This is a genomic window from Streptomyces sp. NPDC050416 (assembly GCF_044458845.1).
In the GTDB taxonomy this organism is placed as follows: Bacteria; Actinomycetota; Actinomycetes; order Streptomycetales; family Streptomycetaceae; genus Streptomyces.
Window position 1 is genome coordinate 19,385 of sequence record NZ_JBITII010000022.1, and the last position, 16,484, is coordinate 35,868.

The following is a 16,484-nucleotide window of genomic DNA, read 5'->3' on the forward strand; positions in this document are numbered from 1 at the left end:
ACCACCGTGCGCGTATCGCAGGCGCAAGCGGAAGAGAACCGGCGCCGCGTGGTCGAGACTGCGTCACGGCTCTTCAAGGAGCAGGGAGGCCAGGTCAGCGTCGCCGACTTGATGAAGGCGGCCACACTACTCACAGCGGCTTCTACAAGCAGTTCGCCTCCAAGGAAGCGCTCTTCGACCAAGCCACCGCCCACGCCTTCGCGACCTCGGGCGGAGGCACTGCCGCAGGCCCCGCGGCTGCGATCGATGCGTATCTGGCCACCGAGCACCGCGATGACGTGGTCGGCGGCTGTCCGGTGGCAGCCCTCGCAGCCGACGTCTCGCGGGGCCAGGGCGGCCCCGCGTCACAGCGCAGGTACAGCGAAGGCGTCAGCGAGACGGCACAGCGTCTCGCCACGGACCAGGACGACGGCCTCAGCCGGCTGTGCACGAGCGGTGAGCGGCCCGAAGAGGACGACCGCCGTGCGCCACCGGGTGTCGCGCACGAGTCGGCGCTTATGCCTCGGTGCCCAGGCCCAGGTCGTCGAGAACCGTGATGAGCTGACGGCGGGCGTCGGGGGCGAGGCCCCGCAGCGGCAGGGTACCGGTAGCGCCGGGACACCAGCTCGCCTGCGCGGCGCCGCTCCCCTGCCGTCCACGCGAATCCAGTCCCTCGATCTCACCGCACGCGCAGTGGCGGCGACGAGCGAGTCGACGTCGAGGATGTCCCCGCGGGCGATCTCCACACTCCGGCTTTCGAGCCTGCTCGCGTCGGTCCTGGGCCGGACCGGGGCGCGACGTTCTTGTCGCGCTCGGGTGCGTGCCCGTGGGGCGGGCCTGCCGAGGGCCACCGGGGGCTGGGGCGCGGGTCATCGGTGGCCTGCGGGAGGTTTCCGAGGGGTGGCCCGGACGCCTGCGATGCGGCCTTCCTCGATGTGCTGCCGCACCACACGGCTCGGCTCATCGGAGTATCCCAGACGCCGGGAGATCTGTCTGACGTTCAGTACCGGCCTGCGGGCAGCCGAGCGCGCGCTGCACCAAGTTACTTGGATTCCTCTTGCGGAAGAGCATGGCTGTTGATCGCGTCGGCGATCGCGTAGGCGGTGCGGACGAAGGACTCTGCCTGCTCCGTCGACAGGTTGAGCGCGGAGATCTCCTCCAGGGCACGCCACATGGCTGCCAGGGGCTCGCGCAGGGCACGGCCCTTGTCGGTGAGGTGGACGACCATGACCCGCCGGTCGTGTTCGGCCGGCTCGCGGAGGAGCAGGCCGGCATCCTGCATGCGGCGCAGGGACTTGGAGACCGTGGAGTGGTCCAGGCCGACGCTTTCGAGCAGTTCGGACTGGGTCTGGCCGTCCCGGTCCAGGAGTTGCATCAGCAGCAGTTCCTGTCCGGGGTGCAGGTCCATCTCGCGGAGCATGGCGGCGGCGCGGGCGCGGTGAGCGCGGGCGAGCTGGAAGATCGCGTAGCTCATCGGCCCTTCGCCGGCCGTGGTGGGGGTGCGGTGTGTGGGGGCGGTCATGGTGCGGTTCCTCAGACGGTGTGGGTGGGGTAGTCGGTGTAACCGGCCACTCCGCCGCCGTAGAAGGTCGCCGGGTCGGGGGTGTTCAGCGGCGCTTCAGAGCGTAGCCGCTCGACCAGGTCCGGGTTGGCCAGCGCGAGGGCGCCGACGGAGACGAGGTCGGCCGTGCCGTGGTCGATGTCCTTGGCGCGGGTGGGCAGGTCGGTGCCGGCCCGGTTGAGGATGAGCGTGGTCGGCCAGAGCGTGCGCAGGGTGCCCAGCAGGGCGTCGTCGCCCGTGTGGAGGATGTGGAGGTAGGCGAGGCCGAGCGGGCTGAGGGCGCGCAGGAGCGCCGGGTACAGCTCGGCGGTGTCGGACTCGGCGATGTCGTTGTAGGTGTTGCCCGGGGAGATGCGCAGGCCCGTGCGGTCGGCGCCGATCTCCTCGGCCACGGCGGCGGCGACCTCGACGGCGAAGCGGATGCGGTTGTCGAGGGAGCCGCCGTATCGGTCGGTGCGCTGGTTGGTGTTGTCGGCGAGGAACTGGTGCACGAGGTAGCCGTTGGCGCCGTGGATCTCCACGCCGTCGGCGCCTGCCGCGACGGCGGCGGCCGCGGCGCGGCGGAAGTCGTCGACGGTCGCCGCGACCTCCTGCGTCGACAGCGCACGGGGTGTCGGCATCTCCTGGGGCCCGGACGCGGTGAACATCGTGCCCTGCGGCCGGATCGCCGAAGGGGCGACCGGCCGGCGCCCGTGGGGGGTGTTGTCGGGGTGGGAGATGCGTCCGGTGTGCATCAGCTGGATGACGATCCGGCCGTCGGCCGCGTGCACGGCGTCGGTGACCTTGCGCCACCCGGCGATCTGCTCGTCATTGTGGATGCCAGGGGTGAGGAGGTAGCCCTGGCCGTCGGCGGAGGGCTGGGTTCCCTCGGTGATGATGAGCGCGTGCGAGGCCCTCTGGGCGTAGTACTCGGCGTTCAGCTCGGTCGGTACGCCTTCAGGTGTGGAACGGTCACGGGTCATGGGGGCCATGACCAGGCGGTGCGGGAGGGAGATGTCACCGACGGTGGTCGGTGTCCAGAGGGCGTTCAGCATGAGTGGTCCTTCGGTGCGGTGATAGCCAGGTGATGACTGGAACGAGAGGGAATGGCGGGGGTGATCAGTCGAGGGTGAGGGCGATCTTGCCCCGGACATGCCCGGCGTCGCTGACCTGCTGTGCCGTGGCGGCCTGGTCGAGCGGGTAGGCGGTGACGGTGGTGACGACCTTGCCGGTCGCGGCGTCCTGGGCCAGGGCGGCCAGGCGGGCGGCCGAGCGTTCCTGGCCACCGCTGGAGAAGGTGATGCCGAGTTGGTGCGCGCGGAAGTCGGCGATGGTGACGATGCGCTCGGTGCCGCCGCGCAGGGTGATGGAGTCCTCGAGGGCTCCCTTGCCGGCCAGGTCGAAGACCGCGTCCACGCCGTCGGGGGCGAGCGTCCGGACCCGTTCGACCAGGCCCTCGCCGTAGAGGGTCGCGGTGGCGCCGAGTGAGGTGAGGTAGTCCTGGTTGGCGGGGCCGGCGGTGGCGATGACGCGTGCTCCGCGGGCCGTGGCGAGCTGGACCGCCAGGGTGCCGACCGCTCCGGCCGCGCCGTGCATCAGCACGGTCTCCCCGGCGGTGACGCCGAGCAGGTCCAGGACCCGCTCGGCCGTCTCGGTGGCCACCGGCAGCGCGACCGCGTGCCGCCAGTCGAGGCCGGCGGGCTTGGGAGCCACGGTGGTGGCCAGCGCGTACTGGGCGTACGAGCCGGTGTCCGACCAGCCCAGCACCTCGTCACCGACCTCCACGTCCCGCACGCCGTCGCCCAGGGCGTCCACCACACCGGCGAACTCGTGCCCGGGGACGGAGGGGAGCGGCGTGGGGAACACGGCCTGCAGTGCCCCGGAGCGGATCTTGCCGTCCATCGCGTTCAGCCCGGCCGCCTTGACGCGGACGCGGATCTGCCCGGGGCCGGGCTGCGGAACCTCGATGTCCGCCTCGCGCAGCACCTCCGTGCCTCCGAAACGGTCGAACAGGATGGCTTTCATGACTACTCCTCTCGGACCGCCACCCATTTAGGTGGCTGGCCACGTAAATAACGTAGCAGCAAATATGTGGCTAGCCAAGTATTTGGTTGGGGTGCTGTCCGAAGGCATCTCGGGCGGGGACGGTCTTGGCGGCGACGGTGCACATCTGCCGTTCGGAGCCACGCCGGAGGACGAAACACGGCGAGGGTGAGGACGTCAGGGTGGTGGCCCGAGGAACTGGACCTGATCGCGCCGGGCCGCTCCCCGACCATCGAGATCTCCGACTTCGTCGGCCTGGAGGAGATCGAGCCGGTGCACGGAGGTCAGCGCGCTGACGTCGTCCGGAGTGAGGGCGACGTTGCGGCGTTCCCGGGGTTGGCGCAGGACCGTGTCGGCGTTGGGGCCGCGGGGCGGACCTCTGGGTCGTGGCGGGTAAGGACGCTGCGCTCACCGGCCCGGCCCACCACCACCGCCGACACCGCACCGTCGAGCACGCCGCCGCAGCGACCGGCCGAGAGGGGCGTCAGGCCGGGCGGATCGCGCCCCTGATCGCCGACTCGCCGGCGAAGAACACCGACTCTTCCCGGATGAGCGCTCCCGGACCCGGGGCGTGAATCATCATGCCTGCGCCGCTCCAGATGCCGACGTGGCCGAGGTCGTCGTGGAAGAAGACCAGGTCTCCGACACGGGCGTCGGCGAGCGAGACCTGCACTCCCGCTTCCCACTGGGCCTGGGCAGTCCGGGGAAGCGTGACGCCGGCGGCCTTCCACGCGGCCTGGGTCAGACCGGGGGCGTCGTACGATCCCGGCCCGACCGCGCCCCATACGCAGGGCCGGCCGATCTGCGCTCGGGCGAAGGCGACCACCCGCTCGGCCTGGGTGCTGTGGCCGGCGTCCGGAGACAGCCAGGATCCACCGTAGACACCGGGCGTAAAGGTGGTGGAGGGAGGTTCGCCTGCCGTCGAGGTAACCGGGTCGGTCGGGGCGGCAGCCACTGTCGGTACAGAGGGGGCGGAGGCCGGCTCTGGGGGCACTGTCGCAACTGGGGCCGCCGCTAGGGCAGATGCAGGGATGCTCGGCAGGCCGGCGCCATAAGTCGTGGTCACGTCGGCCGGTGGACCTGAGGCGTAGTAAGCGGTGGGTTCGGCTGACTGAGCCGTGGCATACGGTGCGGTCGCGTCGCTCGCCGGAGCGGCACCGTACGTGCCCCACCCGCCTATTGGAAGATCCGCATGGTGAGTACCCGCGGTGGGTTGCGGGACAGTGGGCAGCGCCTCGGCGGACTGCGGGTCGGGTAGCGGGCTGGGCAGTGGGCTGGACTCCGGGGCGGGCGCCGGTACGGGCGCGTACAGCGGTCGCGCCGCCACGTCGCCGAGGACCGGCTGTGCACCGGTACGCCAGGCGCTCTCGTCCCGCCGGGACTCGCCTGCCGCTGCCGGTGCGACGCGCTGGTCGGAGAGCTCCGGGAGGAATCCGGTGGTCGGAGCCTGAGCTGATCCGCCGGTCAACTCCCCCGCAACCCTGGGCGCTTGGGGCGCTTCGAGAGCGCGGGGTTGTGCGGGACGTTCCGCCGGGCGCACGGGTCGTGCCGCCTGGGGTGCGCGGTCGGGACGGACCGGCAACCTCCTGTCCGGCTGCGACGCCGGTACGGTCGGGCCCAGCTTGGCACGGGCGGCGTCGAACCACTGCCGGGCAAGGGTTCCGACTCCGGACTCCGTGTCTCCCTGGGACCGGCCGCGGGCGGGCGCGCTCCGCTGGCGCGGGATCGCAGCGGCGCGGGTCGCGTTGAAGGTACCCGTGTCGCTCTCGGCCCGGTCGTAGAGGCTGTCGATCCACCGCCGGACCTCGTCAGGGCTCGGCTCCTCGCTCTCATTCGCCAACGCGGTAACCACCAGACTGCGAGAGCCGGGCCTCGACAGTGAAGGCCTTCGGGGCAAGGGAGTTGGCCCTGCCCGCGAAGGCGGTCACTCCGGGGGGCGAGGTTCGTTCCGACGCCATGGAAAAGGGCGCTCCTTCCGTTCGAGAGTGAACGAAACCACCTGCCTATTGGGTGAAGTCGTGCACGCAGTGGCCAACCTAGCCAACTTGTGAGCCTTCCGTGAAGATCAAAGCCCGAAAACGCCCGATATGCTTCTGTTACCTTCGCCTCTCCCTTTGCAGGCCCGAACCAATTCGTCTCACAGGTGCAGACATTGGACCGCATTGGGACATCGCGGGCGACGCCAGCACGAGGCCCCCCACAGCTGAAGTGATCAGCAGGTATCAGGCCACAGGTCACCGCTTCCGGCGCCCGCGGCCCGGCGTCGGCGTCTGCCCGGCGGCCTTCCGCGCCGCGTCCAGGGCCCGTCCGGCTGCCCGCAGGGTACTGAGGACCGCCGTCACCTCGCGGACGGACCGCTCGGGAATCATCGACCCGATCCGCAGCTCCAGCTCTTCCTCGAAGACCTTCAGCGCCCCGTCCACCAGTTTGCGTCCCTCGGGCGTCAACGGCGGTCGTTCGGATTGGCCCGCCGCTCGGACAGGCCCGCCGCCTCCAGACGGTCGACCACCTTGCTCGTGCCGCCCACCGTGATCGAGAACTCTTCCGCGATGTCCTGGATCCGCGGCCGGGGCCGACGCAACAGCAGGTGCAGCACCTCGAACGAGGTCAGCGGCAGGGCGTACTCGGCCCGCAGCCGCCCCTCGATGCCGTTCCACAGCTCGATCGCCAGCGAGACCAGCTCCCGGTACAGCTGCTTTCCGGGGGGCTTGGGCTTCGGCGGTCAGGTGACGGTGCGGAGGGCTCGCGCCAGGGCGGGGATCATCACCGCCGCAGGGACGAGGTGCAGTCCGAGGAGCGCGGTGGTGGTGGCGGTGTTCGCGCCGGAGAGGAGGGGCGGGACCAACGAGATCGCGGTCAGCGACACCGCCGTCCACACGAATCGCCCGGCGGGGCGAGTGCTCCAACGAAGAAGAGCGACGGCGATGACGATGCCCACGACCGAGAAGAAGCCGGTCACCACGGCGAACCCGGCCAACGGGATCGTCTCACCGCCATCGGGGACCTCGAAGTCGACACCGACGGCCTGGGCGAGCGCCGCGGCGAGGGTGGTGGCCACCATCGCCGCGAGCGTGGCGATGAAGCCGGTGCCGGCGAGCCCGCGGAGTCGGCGGGTGCGGCTGGTCCGGCCCGATGCCGGGACTGCGCCGACCCCGGTGTCATTCCTTGCGTTCATGCCGTTCCTCCGTCATTCGGCAGCCGGCGTACGTGCGACGGCCGGGGTTTCGCAGGGCGCGGGCGCCGGTGCCGCGGGGCGGCCAAGAAACCCGCGTGGCGTTCGAGGACCGGCCCGGGCTCGCCGCCGCGCAGCGCGAGCGTCGGCACCGGGGCTACTCCGTGCCGTCCGCCGGCAGGCGCTCGGGCAGTCCGAGCCGCGGGAACCGGTCGTCGTGGAAGGTGATGATCTCGGTGATCGCCCCGCCGGTCACGCGCAGGACGTCGATCGTCAGCGGCAGGTACGCGCCCTCCCGGTCCTGCCAGAGGTAGAAGGCGACGGCGGGCTGCCGGTTCACGGAGGTGGGGACGGCGCGCAGGCCCGTCATGCCCTCGAAGCCGTCCTTGATCCAGTCGTTCACCACCGCGTCGCGGCCGACGTGCAGGCCCGGCGTGGGCGGCATCGAGCAGCGGACGTCATCCCGCAGCATCGACGCGAGCGCCGGGATGTCCGTGGCCACGCTGGCGTCGGTGAAGCGGCGCACCAGCTCGCGCGTCCCGGCATCCTGTTCGCCGCCGGTCCAGTCCTGCCGCTCGGCGGGCAGGTGCTCCCGCATGCCGGCGCGGGCCCGCTGCAGCGCACTGTTCACGGAGTTGACGGAGTCCCCGAGGAGCTCCGCGACGTTCTTCGCCGGCCAGCCGAGCACGTCCCGAAGGATCAGCACGGCCCGCGGGCGCGGCGCGAGGTGCTGGACTGCGACCAGGTACGCCAGCTCGATCGTCTCCCGCGCGACGGCGACGGCCTCCGGCTCGTCCGCGTCGCCCGCGGGCAGCTCGTCGAGCAGCCGGTCCGGGTAGGGCTGCAGCCACAGCACCTCGCCGCCGGTCGCGGGCTCCGGGCGGCACCTGGCGAGCAGGTCCAGGCAGGCGTTGGTGGCGATGCCGTACAGCCAGGCCCGGAACGTCGACCGTCCCTCGAAGGTCTCCCGCCGCCGCCAGGCACGGAGGAACGTCTCCTGCACGGTGTCCTCGGCGTCCTCGAACGACCCGAGCATCCGGTAGCAGTGCACGTGCAGCTCCCGCCGGTGCCGTTCCGCCAGCCCCGAGAACGCCGGCTCGTCGATCTCGCCCAGCCCGCTCTTGCCCAGACCGCTCACGCCCAGCTCCTTCAGCCGCGTATCCGCACTCATCACGTCATCCTTCCGCGTCGTCGTGTCCCGTCGTAGGTGTGACGGGCGCGGGCACGAAAACTCATCACCCGTTCACGCAGGCCCTGCCCGTGCCCGGAACTGTGGCTTCCACCACGGCGGATGTTGTCATGTCCTGGTGAGATCACCGGGTGCTCGGTTTCCTCCTGCGTCTCCTGCCGTTCTGGGTCCGTGAGCCGCTGCTCATCGCGGTCGGGTCCGTTTTCGGCGTACGCATCTTGTATCTCGCCGTCCGCGATCACGATCGGGTCGCGGCCGCTATCGGCGTGGCGTTCCTCGTGTTCACCGCCATACGCCTCTACGCGGTGGTCCGGGCCCTGCGCGCACGCCGGAACCCGGTTCCGGCAGCCTCCGCAGACGGGGCGGCGGTCGATGCCGCCGCTCAAGCCCCAGCCCAAGCCCCAGCACCGGCTCCGGCTCCGGCTCCGGCCCCGGTCCAAGCCCAGGCACAGGCCCAGGTCGGAACTGGGACGCGTCCCGGCCCGGCCGCTCCGGAGAAGGAGCCCAACGCATGGGGCCAGGCCGTCGCGGCCGTGGCCGTGTTCGGGGCACTCGCGGCCGCGGTGTGGCTGGGCCCGCGCGTGCTGCCGGCCCACGACAGCACCCCGCAGCCCGCCTCGTGTTCGGCCGGGGACGACGAGGAACTGCCGAAGGCCTACAAGCAGACGCCCAAGCCCGTGACCGGTGAAGAGCTGTGCAAGGCGCTCAACCGGCCGGACCTGGCCAAGCTCCTGGGAACGCCCGGAGAGACCGCGACCACCGCTTCCGGCACCAGCAACACCGCTCCCCTGACGGACGGGAAGGTCGCCCAGCCGGAGGCCGAGGTCGCGTTCGGCACGTACACCGTGAACGTCTCGGCCACTTACAACAAGTTGTCGACCGGCCAGTACGTGAAGCTGATGAAGTTCGGGAACGAGACGGACGTCAAGACGCTCTCCGTTCTCGGGCGGCCCGCGGTGTTCTCCTCGGATCACACCATGAAGTTCGAGATCGATCTCGGGAGTGGCGGATCCGGCGGGCCGGTCGAAGAAGGCCCCCTGGCCAGGACGCTGTCCGTGGCCCTCGACCATGACGACCGGGGCGGCTACTACGAGATCACCGTGTGGAGCACGTCCGGAGCCCTGCCGAACGACAGCGTCCTCCTCGACATCGCCGAGAAGGTTCTTCCGACGATCTCCTGACGGCTGGCCCGTAGGTCATGCGACTACGCCATGACCTGGGTCAGGGGTCAGTCCGGGTCCTCCGCCGCAGGCTCAGCCTCCGGCAGCGCCGGATAGTCGGTCGGGTAGAGCCCGGCCGCGAAGCCGTACACCACATCGCCTCCGCGCGGCAGTTGCGCGTAGTCGTTGGCGAGTTCCAGGACCCGCGCCCAGAACTCGCGGGCCTGCTCCCGGGGGATCCGCACGTGCCGCACGATCGAGGAGAGTTGATCTGCCTGGTGTGCGGGGACCGACTCGGCGGCGGCCGTGGCGAGATCGTTGTTGCAGTACGGCGGCGCGGTGGGGCTGTCGGTCGGGCTGACCGTGCCGACGCGGAAGATGCGCGCGGTGCGGCCGTAGTAGCGCTCGTCGATGGCCCGCACCCGGCGGGTCCGCACGACCCTCAGCAGATGGGCGTCCACGAGGACGCTCACGTGGTGCGCGACCGTGCTCTTGGGGCGGCCGAGCGCGGAGGCCAGTTCGCTCACCGTCGCGGCGCGCTCGAGGAGCAGCTCGAGGATGGCGTCACGCAACGGGCTGGCCAGGGCGCGGAGTTGGGCCGGGGCTGTCACATCTACGACGTCTGCGAGGTCGTAGTCGGGGAAGCGGCTATTGTTCGGCACTCTTCGATTATTCTAAAATTCCGGATCATTCGCTACTGCCGGCAAGGGGTTGGGCATGACAGAGGTCGTACTGTTCCATCACGTGCAGGGGCTGACTCCCGGTCTTGCCGCGTTCGCCGACGAACTCCGCGTGGCCGGCCACACCGTGCACACACCTGACCTGTTCGAGGGGCGCACTTTCGGCTCCCTCGAGAAAGGTCAGGGCTACGTGGAGCAGGTCGGGTTCGGTGAGATCACCGAGCGCGGCGTCCGCGCGGCCGAACCGCTGCCGCAGGACGCCGTTTACGTCGGTTTCTCGCTCGGTGTGCTGCCCGCCCAGAAGCTGGCGCAGACGCGGGCGGGCGCGCGGGGCGCGCTCCTGTTCCACGCCTGCATCCCCGTGTCGGAGTTCGGTGCGGCATGGCCTGACGGTGTGCCGGTGCAGGTGCACGGGAAGGAAGCCGATCCGTTCTTCGCCGAGGACATCGAAGCCGCCCGCGCGCTCGTCACCGACTGCGCCGACGCGGAGCTGTTCCTGTATCCCGGCGACGAGCACCTGTTCGTGGACAGCTCGCTGCCGTCCCACGACCCGGACGCCGCCAAGCTCCTGACCCAGCGGGCGATCGAGTTCCTCGGCTCGCGCTAGGCCCTGTCCAGGACAGATGGGTCTCCCAGTTGGAGAGCGCGCGCGTCGGGGAGCGTCGGCCAGAACTGGAGGGCGTGTTCCTCTACCTCGTGGGCGGCGATGAGGAGGCGGCCCTTCCAGTGGTAGGGCGGCTCGTGGCCGGGCCTGCTGAACAGGTCATCCGGCGGCGGGTCCTGGAACAGGTCGTCGGGATCGGTACCGGTCGTGAAACAGGCCGGGGTGCCGACGGAGGTACAGGTGAAGGGCTCGATGTGCCTCCACTCCCCCGGCAGCGGCTCGGGCTCCTCGTCGTAGACCAGGAAGCTGATCCTGACCGGCTCCCACTCGCTCGATCCTGCGGTGATGGTCAGGCAACTGCTGCCGGGAGTGGTGGTGATGCGGGTGTCGGATGTCATGGAGGGCAGGGCGATGCCCTCGGGTTCTCCCATGTCCACGACGTAGAAGGCGTGGTTCAGTGCGGCCAACGCGGCGTATTCGTTCACCGGCCGGATCTGGGGCATGGGCGTTGCTTCCTCGGTCACGGGGGCGGACCATGCGGCCGTCATCCAGCTCGGCAACCGCCTACTGCGGCTTGGTGGCGATCTGGATCAGGTTGCCGCAGCCGTCGTCGAAGACGGCGGTGGTGACGGGGCCCATCTCCAGGGGCTCCTGGGTGAAGCGGACTCCGAGACCGCGCAGGCGCTGGTACTCCGCCTTCACGTCGTCGACGGCGAACTGGGCGAGCGGGATGCCCTCCTCGACGAGTGCGTCGCGGAAGGTCTTGACGGCCGGGTGGCCCGCGGGCTCCAGAAGGAGTTCCGTGCCGTCGGGCTCTTCGGGTGAGACGACGGTCAGCCACCGGTCCTTCTCGCCCACCGGGACGTCGTGCTTCTTCACGAAGCCGAGGATCTCGGTGTAGAAGCGCTCGGCCTTGGCCTGGTCGTCGACGAAAACGCTGGTCAGGTGAATCTTCATGGGGCGCTCTTCTCTGGTCCGGACGTATCGGCCACCAGCCATCGCTCGGCGATCTGCCGCAGCGGGGCCGTGTTCAGCTCGTGGAACTTGTAGCGGCCCTCCCGCCGGGTCTCGACGAGCCCGGCGGCCTCCAGCACGGCGAGGTGCTGGGAGACCGCCTGGCGCGAGATGCCGAGCTGGTGCTTCATGCTCAGTCGGGAGCAGATCTCGAACAGCGTCTGTCCTGACTTCTCCGTGAGCTCGTCGAGGATCGTGCGACGGGTGGGGTCGGCCAAGGCTTTGAAAAGGTCATCGGCCACGACCACACAATAGGCAACTGTTCACTTGCATATCAAGAGACGTGCTGTTCGTGCGGCCTGTGCGGCTCAGTGGGTGATGTCCATGCGCTGCGTGCCGATGACCGACAGCAGCCGTAGCGCCTCTTCGGAGGACGAGCCCCGGGCCGCTGTATAGATCACGACCTGCTGGTCGCGGTCGGTGATGTCGAGGACGTCGCAGTTGACGGTGACCGGGCCTACCAGCGGGTGCTGGAAGGTCTTGCGCAGGGTGGGCTCGGCGGACACGTCGTGGGACTCCCACAGGCGGGTGAACTCTTCGCTTCCGTCGAGGAGTTCGGCCACCAGCTCGGCCACGTCCGCGTCGTCGGGGTAGCGGGCGGCTGCGGCGCGCAGCCGCTGCGTCGATCTGCGGGCGAACGCGTCCGCATCCGACACTCCGTACAGCCGCTGCCCGTGCGTGTGCGGCCCGAGAAAGACACGGCGGACGAGGTTGCGGTCGCGTCGCGGCAGGGCGGAGAAGTCCTCCATCAGGGCTGCCGCCAGATCGTTCCAGGCGAGTACCTCGAAGGTCGCGGACGTCACGGTCGCCGCGGCCTGCGGCAGTCGGTGCAGCAGGTCGAGGAGGCTCTGCCGTACCTCGCGCGGCGGCCCGGACGACGGGAGAGGCGGGGCACCGGCGAGGTGGTGGAGATGGTCACGCTCGGCGCCGGACAGACGCAGGGCCCGTGCCAGTCCGGCCAGCACCTCGTACGACGGGCGCGGTGCCCGTGCCTGCTCCAGCCGCGTGTAGTACTCGGTCGAGATGAACGCCAGCTGCGCCACCTCCTCGCGGCGCAGGCCCGGGGTGCGGCGGCGCGGGCCGACGGGCAGCCCGGCCTCGGCAGGAGCGATCCGCTCCCGTCGGCTGCGCAGGAAGTGCGCCAGTTCCTTTCGATCCACCCGCCCAGTGTGTACGGACGTCGGCCGGCCCAGCCAGGTACCGCTGGTGCCTGGCTGGGCTTCGCGGACGGGCGCAGGCTCGCCGCCATGGACAACACGCCTGCAACCGCACCGTCCACCGCCCCTGCCGCCCTGGGACTGCTGGCCGGCAAGGTCGCCTTCATCACCGGTGCCGGGCGCGGCATCGGAGCCGCCGCGGCCCGGCTCTTCGCCCGCGAGGGGGCGCGGGTGCTTCTCGCGGCCCGGACGGAGGCCCAGCTGAAGGCGGTGGCCGAGGAGATCCGGGCGGCGGGCGGCACCGCGGAGTACGTGGTGTGCGACCTGGCCGACGCGGGAAGCGTGCGCGCCGCGGTGGACCGTGCCGTGAATCTGTACGGCCGGCTGGACATCGCCTTCAACAACGGCGCGACGATCCAGCGGCCCGGCCCGATGGACCGGATGCCGGAGGCCGACTTCGACCGCGTCTACGACGTGAACCTCAAGGGCGTCTGGCTGGCCATGGTCGCCGAGATCGCCGCCATCCGAGCCACCGCCGGCACGGGCGCCATCGTCAACAACTCCTCCGTCGGCAGCCTGATGGGCAACCCCGAGCTGCCCGCCTACGGCGCGATGAAACGGGCGGTCAACAGTCTCACCGAGTCGGCCGCCGTCTCCTACGGTCCGGAAGGCATCCGCGTCAACGCCATCGCCCCCGGCCAGACACCGACCGAGATGATCCGCACGTGGGAAGAGGGATCACCCGGTCTGCGCGAGCGCCTCACGGCGCGCACTCCGCTGCGCCGCGCGGCCGATCCGCAGGAGATCGCGCAGGCCGCCGCCTGGCTCCTCAGCGACCGCGCCTCCTACGTGACCGGCACGGTCCTACGGGTCGACGGCGGCGCGCGGGCCTGAGCAGAGAACGCCGTCTCCGCGGGGAGCACATCAACTGCCGCACCGCATCTCCCGTTCGAGGCAGGCGCGGAAGGTGTGCGGGGGCCGGCCGGTGACGCGCTGGACGGTGTCGGTGACGCGGTCCTCCGCCCCTGCGGCGATGGCACGGTCCATCCCGGCCAGCAGTGCGGCGAACTCCTCCGGGACCTCCGCCGTGAGGCGATCGCGCATCTGCTCGCCGGACAGACGGCGGTGGATCACGGACCGGCCGGTGACCTCGGTGATGATCGCGGCGATGTCGTCGTGGCTGAGTGCCTCGGGTCCGGTGAGGACGAGATCGGTGTCGGGGGCCTGCTCGTCGGTCAGTGCGCGGACGGCGACGGCCGCGATGTCCTCGGCGTCGACGAAGCCGACCCGGCCGCCTTCGGTGGCGGTCCGGATGATGCCGTCGTCGCGGATGCTGCGGGCGTGCGCGTGCGTGCCGGTGAAGTTCTGCATGAACCACGAGGGCCGCAGTACCGCCCACTGTTCGAACAGATCGGGCAGAGCCCGGTGCACCGTTCCCACCGCCGGGCCGCCCTCGGGGATGGCCGAGGAGCTCAGCAGCACCGCGCGGCGCACGCCGGTGGTGCGGGCCCGGTCGAGGAACGGCAGCATGACCGCCGCGGGGTCGGAGTCGCCCAGGGGCGGTATGAGGTAGACGCGGTCGACTCCGTCGAGGGCGTCAGCGTGGGTGGCGGGGTCGTACCAGTCGAAGCGGACCGGTTCGGCGCCGGCGACCGGGACAGCCCGACGGCCGGCGGCTTTGACGCGGTGGCCGGCGGCCGTCAGTTGTGCGGCGGTGCGGCTACCGGTGGTGCCGGTGGCCCCGATGACCAAAGTGGTGCCGGCGGTGGTCATCCGCGGCTCCCGGCGAAGTCGGTGCCGGGCTCGAGGACGGCGAGGGGGTTCCAGTAGTCGCGGTAGGAGGTGATGCGCCCGTTCCGGACGGTCACGACGGCGATGTAGGTCATGTCGAAGGGAGCGCCGGTCTGTACCAGGCGGCCAACACCGCGCATCTCGACCACGATGGTCTGCGGATCGGTGGTCCGGTGGATCCGCAGGGCGGGGAAGTCGTGCAGGTCGATGTGGTCGGGGTAGTGGCGCATGTAGCCGGCGACGGCCTCCCTGCCCTCCAGGCGCCGGGGCCGGCCCTCGGGGGCGAAGGGGAACTCCATCACGCCGTCCTCGGCCCACAGGCCGACCCAGCCGTCGATGTCCTTGTCCAGCAGCAGCCGCAGACTGTGGCGGTACAGATCCGCCGGAGACGTCAGCTCGGGCATGGGTATCCTCCCTCTCATAGAATCCGGACCTAGGGTCCGTTTTGAAGATACGGACCGGCGGTCCGCTTTTCAAGTGGAGGAGCAGCATGCCCGAGCGCAAGTCCCGCAAGGACGCCGTCCGCAATCGGGAGGCCGTACTCGCGGCCGCCGACGCCCTCTTCGCCCGCTGCGAACGTCCCGAGGACGTCACCATGGCCGATGTCGCGGCAGCGGCCGGGGTCGGCAAGGGCACGCTCTTCCGGGCCTTCGGTGATCGCGCCGGGCTGCTCCGCGCGCTGTACGAGGCACGGCTCGAACCGATCCGGGAGGCCGCCGAAGCCGGGCCGCCGCCGCTGGGGCCCGGCACCCCACCGCAGCAGCGCGTGCCCGCCCTGCTCGATGCCGTCCTGTGCTTCAAACTCGACAACCGGCGCCTCGCGATGGCCCTGGAGGACGGCGGGAGCGACAGCCCGTACCAGGCGGAGCACTACGCGCGGTGGCACCGCCTGCTCCGAGCCGCACTGGAGGAGGTCCCCGGCCTCACCGACAGCGACTTCACCGCTCACGCCCTGCTCGCCGCGACCCGAGCCGACCTCGTCGAGCACCTGGCGGGACAGGAGCGCGTGCCGCGGGAAACAGCGCGGGCGCAGTTGGCGAACTTCACCGCGAGAGTCCTGGCCACCGGGCCGGTACGGGGATCGAGCGCCGAGGACTGACCGAGGGCCCGGAGGACATCGGCTGCGAGGACGAGCCGGTCCGCCCTCGACGCCGGCCAGGTCTGCGGTAGTTACTCCTGGTACTGCGTGAGGTCGATGCCGTACACCGCGAGGTCGTGGCCGTGGACCGGGTCCTGCGCGGTGCCTTCCGCCTGCATGCCGAGTTTGTCGAGGACGTTCAGGGAGGCCCTGTCGCCGGCCCGGCATACGGCGACCACGCGGTCGAGGCCGCGGTCCTGCAGTGCGAACTCCAGGGTGGCGTGCGCCGCTTCGGAGGCGTACCCCTGTCCCCAGAGCACCCGCCCGAGCCGCCAGCCGATCGCGACCTGGCCGGCGACCTCGGCCGGCGTGTCGGGTACGTACAGGCCGACGGCGCCCGCCAGCTCACCCGAGCCCAGGAGCTCGACCGCGAACATCCCGAATCCCTCCTCGTCCCACTCCTCTTCCCACGCCTCGATGTCCTCGGCGGTCTGTTCCGGAGAGCGCGGCCTGCCGTCGCCGACATTCCGCATCACCACCGGATCCGCCTGGATCTCGGACAGGGGGACGAGGTCGTCGTCGAGCCAGCGGCGCAGGAGGAGACGGGGTGTGCGGATCTCGGTCATCGCCCCATCCTGCCGATACGGCGGTGGGAGCGCGAACCGGGGAGCGGGATCGCGGCGGTTCATGCCAATGATCCTCCAAGCGCCCGCCCAAGCGGCTGAACCCGGTGCACCGAGGCGTCGGCGTGCACGGGCGCGCTACCGTTCCCGGCCCGTACCCCGCACCCGCCACGGGCTTCTCGGCCCGCGCCCCCTCCACGACACCGGCCACCTGACCCGGTGACGCCGCCGCTCTCGTCGACCACTGGTCCCGGGAAGGCATCTCCTACGCGCTGCGCTCAGGAGACCTGGCGGGGCATGCCGCCGCCCGTCTCGTCGCGTCCGCCGACGACGCGGAGGCCGGAGCCGTCGCCGACCGCTACGGGCGGGAGGTCGATGACGTCCTCGGCACCGAAATGCGGGCCAGCGGCACGCTGATGAACCTCTTCGCCCGAACCCCGGCCTCGTCCACACC

20 protein-coding genes and 1 pseudogene are annotated in these 16,484 nt (G+C 70.9%); 5 read left to right on the top strand and 16 right to left on the bottom strand.

Annotated features, from left to right (window positions below):
• Nucleotides 1-6 precede the first annotated feature (6 nt).
• A pseudogene (locus ACIBL4_RS39335) lies at nt 7-431 on the top strand (TetR/AcrR family transcriptional regulator); the annotation flags it as partial.
• Between the two features lie 590 nt (nt 432-1,021).
• Here ACIBL4_RS39335 and ACIBL4_RS39340 read toward each other — a convergent pair.
• From ACIBL4_RS39340 to ACIBL4_RS39375, 8 genes are all read right to left on the bottom strand, one after another.
• Complete coding sequence (locus ACIBL4_RS39340) at nt 1,022-1,501, bottom strand: MarR family winged helix-turn-helix transcriptional regulator (protein WP_399416642.1); 480 nt, start codon at nt 1,499-1,501, stop codon at nt 1,022-1,024.
• Between the two features lie 11 nt (nt 1,502-1,512).
• On the bottom strand, nt 1,513-2,574 hold the full coding sequence (locus ACIBL4_RS39345) for an alkene reductase (RefSeq protein WP_399416643.1): 1,062 nt from the start codon (nt 2,572-2,574) through the stop codon (nt 1,513-1,515).
• A gap of 64 nt (nt 2,575-2,638) precedes the next feature.
• On the bottom strand, nt 2,639-3,544 hold the full coding sequence (locus ACIBL4_RS39350; protein WP_399416644.1) for an NADP-dependent oxidoreductase: 906 nt from the start codon (nt 3,542-3,544) through the stop codon (nt 2,639-2,641).
• Between the two features lie 502 nt (nt 3,545-4,046).
• On the bottom strand, nt 4,047-4,517 hold the full coding sequence (locus ACIBL4_RS39355) for a C40 family peptidase (RefSeq protein WP_399416646.1): 471 nt from the start codon (nt 4,515-4,517) through the stop codon (nt 4,047-4,049).
• A gap of 1,279 nt (nt 4,518-5,796) precedes the next feature.
• A complete protein-coding gene (locus tag ACIBL4_RS39360) occupies nt 5,797-6,009 on the bottom strand; it encodes a hypothetical protein (RefSeq protein WP_399416647.1) in 213 nt (70 codons plus the stop codon).
• On the bottom strand, nt 6,006-6,158 hold the full coding sequence (locus tag ACIBL4_RS39365) for a MarR family transcriptional regulator (RefSeq protein ID WP_399416648.1): 153 nt from the start codon (nt 6,156-6,158) through the stop codon (nt 6,006-6,008). Before ACIBL4_RS39365 ends, ACIBL4_RS39360 begins: the two co-directional genes overlap by 4 nt.
• A 126-nt stretch (nt 6,159-6,284) precedes the next feature.
• Complete coding sequence (locus ACIBL4_RS39370) at nt 6,285-6,737, bottom strand: DUF6069 family protein (RefSeq protein WP_399416649.1); 453 nt, start codon at nt 6,735-6,737, stop codon at nt 6,285-6,287.
• A gap of 154 nt (nt 6,738-6,891) precedes the next feature.
• A complete protein-coding gene (locus tag ACIBL4_RS39375; protein WP_399416651.1) occupies nt 6,892-7,905 on the bottom strand; it encodes an RNA polymerase subunit sigma-70 in 1,014 nt (337 codons plus the stop codon).
• Nucleotides 7,906-8,054: 149 nt separating this feature from the next.
• Here ACIBL4_RS39375 and ACIBL4_RS39380 point away from each other — a divergent pair, with 149 nt between their 5' ends.
• Nucleotides 8,055-9,104, top strand: coding sequence for a DUF6215 domain-containing protein (locus tag ACIBL4_RS39380; RefSeq protein WP_399416652.1), 1,050 nt, complete (start codon nt 8,055-8,057; stop codon nt 9,102-9,104).
• A 47-nt stretch (nt 9,105-9,151) separates the two neighbouring features.
• Here the strand turns inward: ACIBL4_RS39380 and ACIBL4_RS39385 are convergent, their stop codons facing one another.
• The gene (locus tag ACIBL4_RS39385) at nt 9,152-9,745 is read right to left on the bottom strand and encodes an ArsR/SmtB family transcription factor (protein WP_399416653.1); all 594 of its coding nucleotides are present in this window, start codon (nt 9,743-9,745) and stop codon (nt 9,152-9,154) included.
• Between the two features lie 55 nt (nt 9,746-9,800).
• Here ACIBL4_RS39385 and ACIBL4_RS39390 point away from each other — a divergent pair, with 55 nt between their 5' ends.
• Nucleotides 9,801-10,370, top strand: coding sequence for a dienelactone hydrolase family protein (locus tag ACIBL4_RS39390; protein ID WP_399416654.1), 570 nt, complete (start codon nt 9,801-9,803; stop codon nt 10,368-10,370).
• On the opposite strand, the gene ACIBL4_RS39395 is transcribed toward ACIBL4_RS39390, so the two are convergent.
• From ACIBL4_RS39395 to ACIBL4_RS39410, 4 genes are all read right to left on the bottom strand, one after another.
• Nucleotides 10,367-10,891, bottom strand: coding sequence for a hypothetical protein (locus ACIBL4_RS39395; RefSeq protein ID WP_399416655.1), 525 nt, complete (start codon nt 10,889-10,891; stop codon nt 10,367-10,369). The two genes, ACIBL4_RS39390 and ACIBL4_RS39395, sit on opposite strands and share 4 nt — an antisense overlap.
• 40 nt (nt 10,892-10,931) lie before the next feature.
• Nucleotides 10,932-11,324 (bottom strand): VOC family protein, encoded by a 393-nt coding sequence (locus ACIBL4_RS39400; protein ID WP_399416656.1) that lies wholly within the window; start codon nt 11,322-11,324, stop codon nt 10,932-10,934.
• The gene (locus ACIBL4_RS39405) at nt 11,321-11,623 is read right to left on the bottom strand and encodes an ArsR/SmtB family transcription factor (protein WP_399416657.1); all 303 of its coding nucleotides are present in this window, start codon (nt 11,621-11,623) and stop codon (nt 11,321-11,323) included. The genes ACIBL4_RS39400 and ACIBL4_RS39405 overlap by 4 nt, the downstream gene beginning before the upstream one ends.
• Before the next feature lie 66 nt (nt 11,624-11,689).
• Complete coding sequence (locus ACIBL4_RS39410) at nt 11,690-12,541, bottom strand: helix-turn-helix transcriptional regulator (RefSeq protein ID WP_399416659.1); 852 nt, start codon at nt 12,539-12,541, stop codon at nt 11,690-11,692.
• Between the two features lie 87 nt (nt 12,542-12,628).
• Between ACIBL4_RS39410 and ACIBL4_RS39415 the strand changes: the two genes are divergently transcribed.
• The gene (locus tag ACIBL4_RS39415) at nt 12,629-13,432 is read left to right on the top strand and encodes an SDR family NAD(P)-dependent oxidoreductase (RefSeq protein ID WP_399416660.1); all 804 of its coding nucleotides are present in this window, start codon (nt 12,629-12,631) and stop codon (nt 13,430-13,432) included.
• 30 nt (nt 13,433-13,462) lie between these two features.
• Here the strand turns inward: ACIBL4_RS39415 and ACIBL4_RS39420 are convergent, their stop codons facing one another.
• Together ACIBL4_RS39420 and ACIBL4_RS39425 are read right to left on the bottom strand one after the other, a co-directional pair.
• The gene (locus tag ACIBL4_RS39420) at nt 13,463-14,311 is read right to left on the bottom strand and encodes an NAD(P)H-binding protein (protein WP_399416661.1); all 849 of its coding nucleotides are present in this window, start codon (nt 14,309-14,311) and stop codon (nt 13,463-13,465) included.
• The gene (locus ACIBL4_RS39425) at nt 14,308-14,733 is read right to left on the bottom strand and encodes a nuclear transport factor 2 family protein (RefSeq protein ID WP_399416662.1); all 426 of its coding nucleotides are present in this window, start codon (nt 14,731-14,733) and stop codon (nt 14,308-14,310) included. Before ACIBL4_RS39425 ends, ACIBL4_RS39420 begins: the two co-directional genes overlap by 4 nt.
• An 86-nt stretch (nt 14,734-14,819) precedes the next feature.
• Between ACIBL4_RS39425 and ACIBL4_RS39430 the strand changes: the two genes are divergently transcribed.
• Nucleotides 14,820-15,428: a TetR/AcrR family transcriptional regulator gene (locus ACIBL4_RS39430; RefSeq protein ID WP_399416663.1), complete on the top strand. Its 609-nt coding sequence runs from the start codon at nt 14,820-14,822 to the stop codon at nt 15,426-15,428.
• Between the two features lie 71 nt (nt 15,429-15,499).
• On the opposite strand, the gene ACIBL4_RS39435 is transcribed toward ACIBL4_RS39430, so the two are convergent.
• Entirely contained in the window at nt 15,500-16,033 is a 534-nt protein-coding gene (locus ACIBL4_RS39435; protein ID WP_399416664.1) for a GNAT family N-acetyltransferase, read from the bottom strand.
• Nucleotides 16,034-16,484: the final 451 nt, after the last annotated feature.

Bases quoted from the DNA above. Each gene is read 5' to 3' on its own strand.
- ACIBL4_RS39340 (WP_399416642.1), bottom strand. From the start codon at position 1,501: ATGACCGCCCCCACACACCGCACCCCCACCACGGCCGGCGAAGGGCCG.
- ACIBL4_RS39430 (WP_399416663.1), top strand. From the start codon at position 14,820: ATGCCCGAGCGCAAGTCCCGCAAGGACGCCGTCCGCAATCGGGAGGCC.
- ACIBL4_RS39435 (WP_399416664.1), bottom strand. From the start codon at position 16,033: ATGACCGAGATCCGCACACCCCGTCTCCTCCTGCGCCGCTGGCTCGAC.
- ACIBL4_RS39345 (WP_399416643.1), bottom strand. From the start codon at position 2,574: ATGCTGAACGCCCTCTGGACACCGACCACCGTCGGTGACATCTCCCTC.
- ACIBL4_RS39420 (WP_399416661.1), bottom strand. From the start codon at position 14,311: ATGACCACCGCCGGCACCACTTTGGTCATCGGGGCCACCGGCACCACC.
- ACIBL4_RS39425 (WP_399416662.1), bottom strand. From the start codon at position 14,733: ATGCCCGAGCTGACGTCTCCGGCGGATCTGTACCGCCACAGTCTGCGG.
- ACIBL4_RS39415 (WP_399416660.1), top strand. From the start codon at position 12,629: ATGGACAACACGCCTGCAACCGCACCGTCCACCGCCCCTGCCGCCCTG.
- ACIBL4_RS39390 (WP_399416654.1), top strand. From the start codon at position 9,801: ATGACAGAGGTCGTACTGTTCCATCACGTGCAGGGGCTGACTCCCGGT.
- ACIBL4_RS39350 (WP_399416644.1), bottom strand. From the start codon at position 3,544: ATGAAAGCCATCCTGTTCGACCGTTTCGGAGGCACGGAGGTGCTGCGC.
- ACIBL4_RS39400 (WP_399416656.1), bottom strand. From the start codon at position 11,324: ATGAAGATTCACCTGACCAGCGTTTTCGTCGACGACCAGGCCAAGGCC.
- ACIBL4_RS39370 (WP_399416649.1), bottom strand. From the start codon at position 6,737: ATGAACGCAAGGAATGACACCGGGGTCGGCGCAGTCCCGGCATCGGGC.
- ACIBL4_RS39375 (WP_399416651.1), bottom strand. From the start codon at position 7,905: ATGAGTGCGGATACGCGGCTGAAGGAGCTGGGCGTGAGCGGTCTGGGC.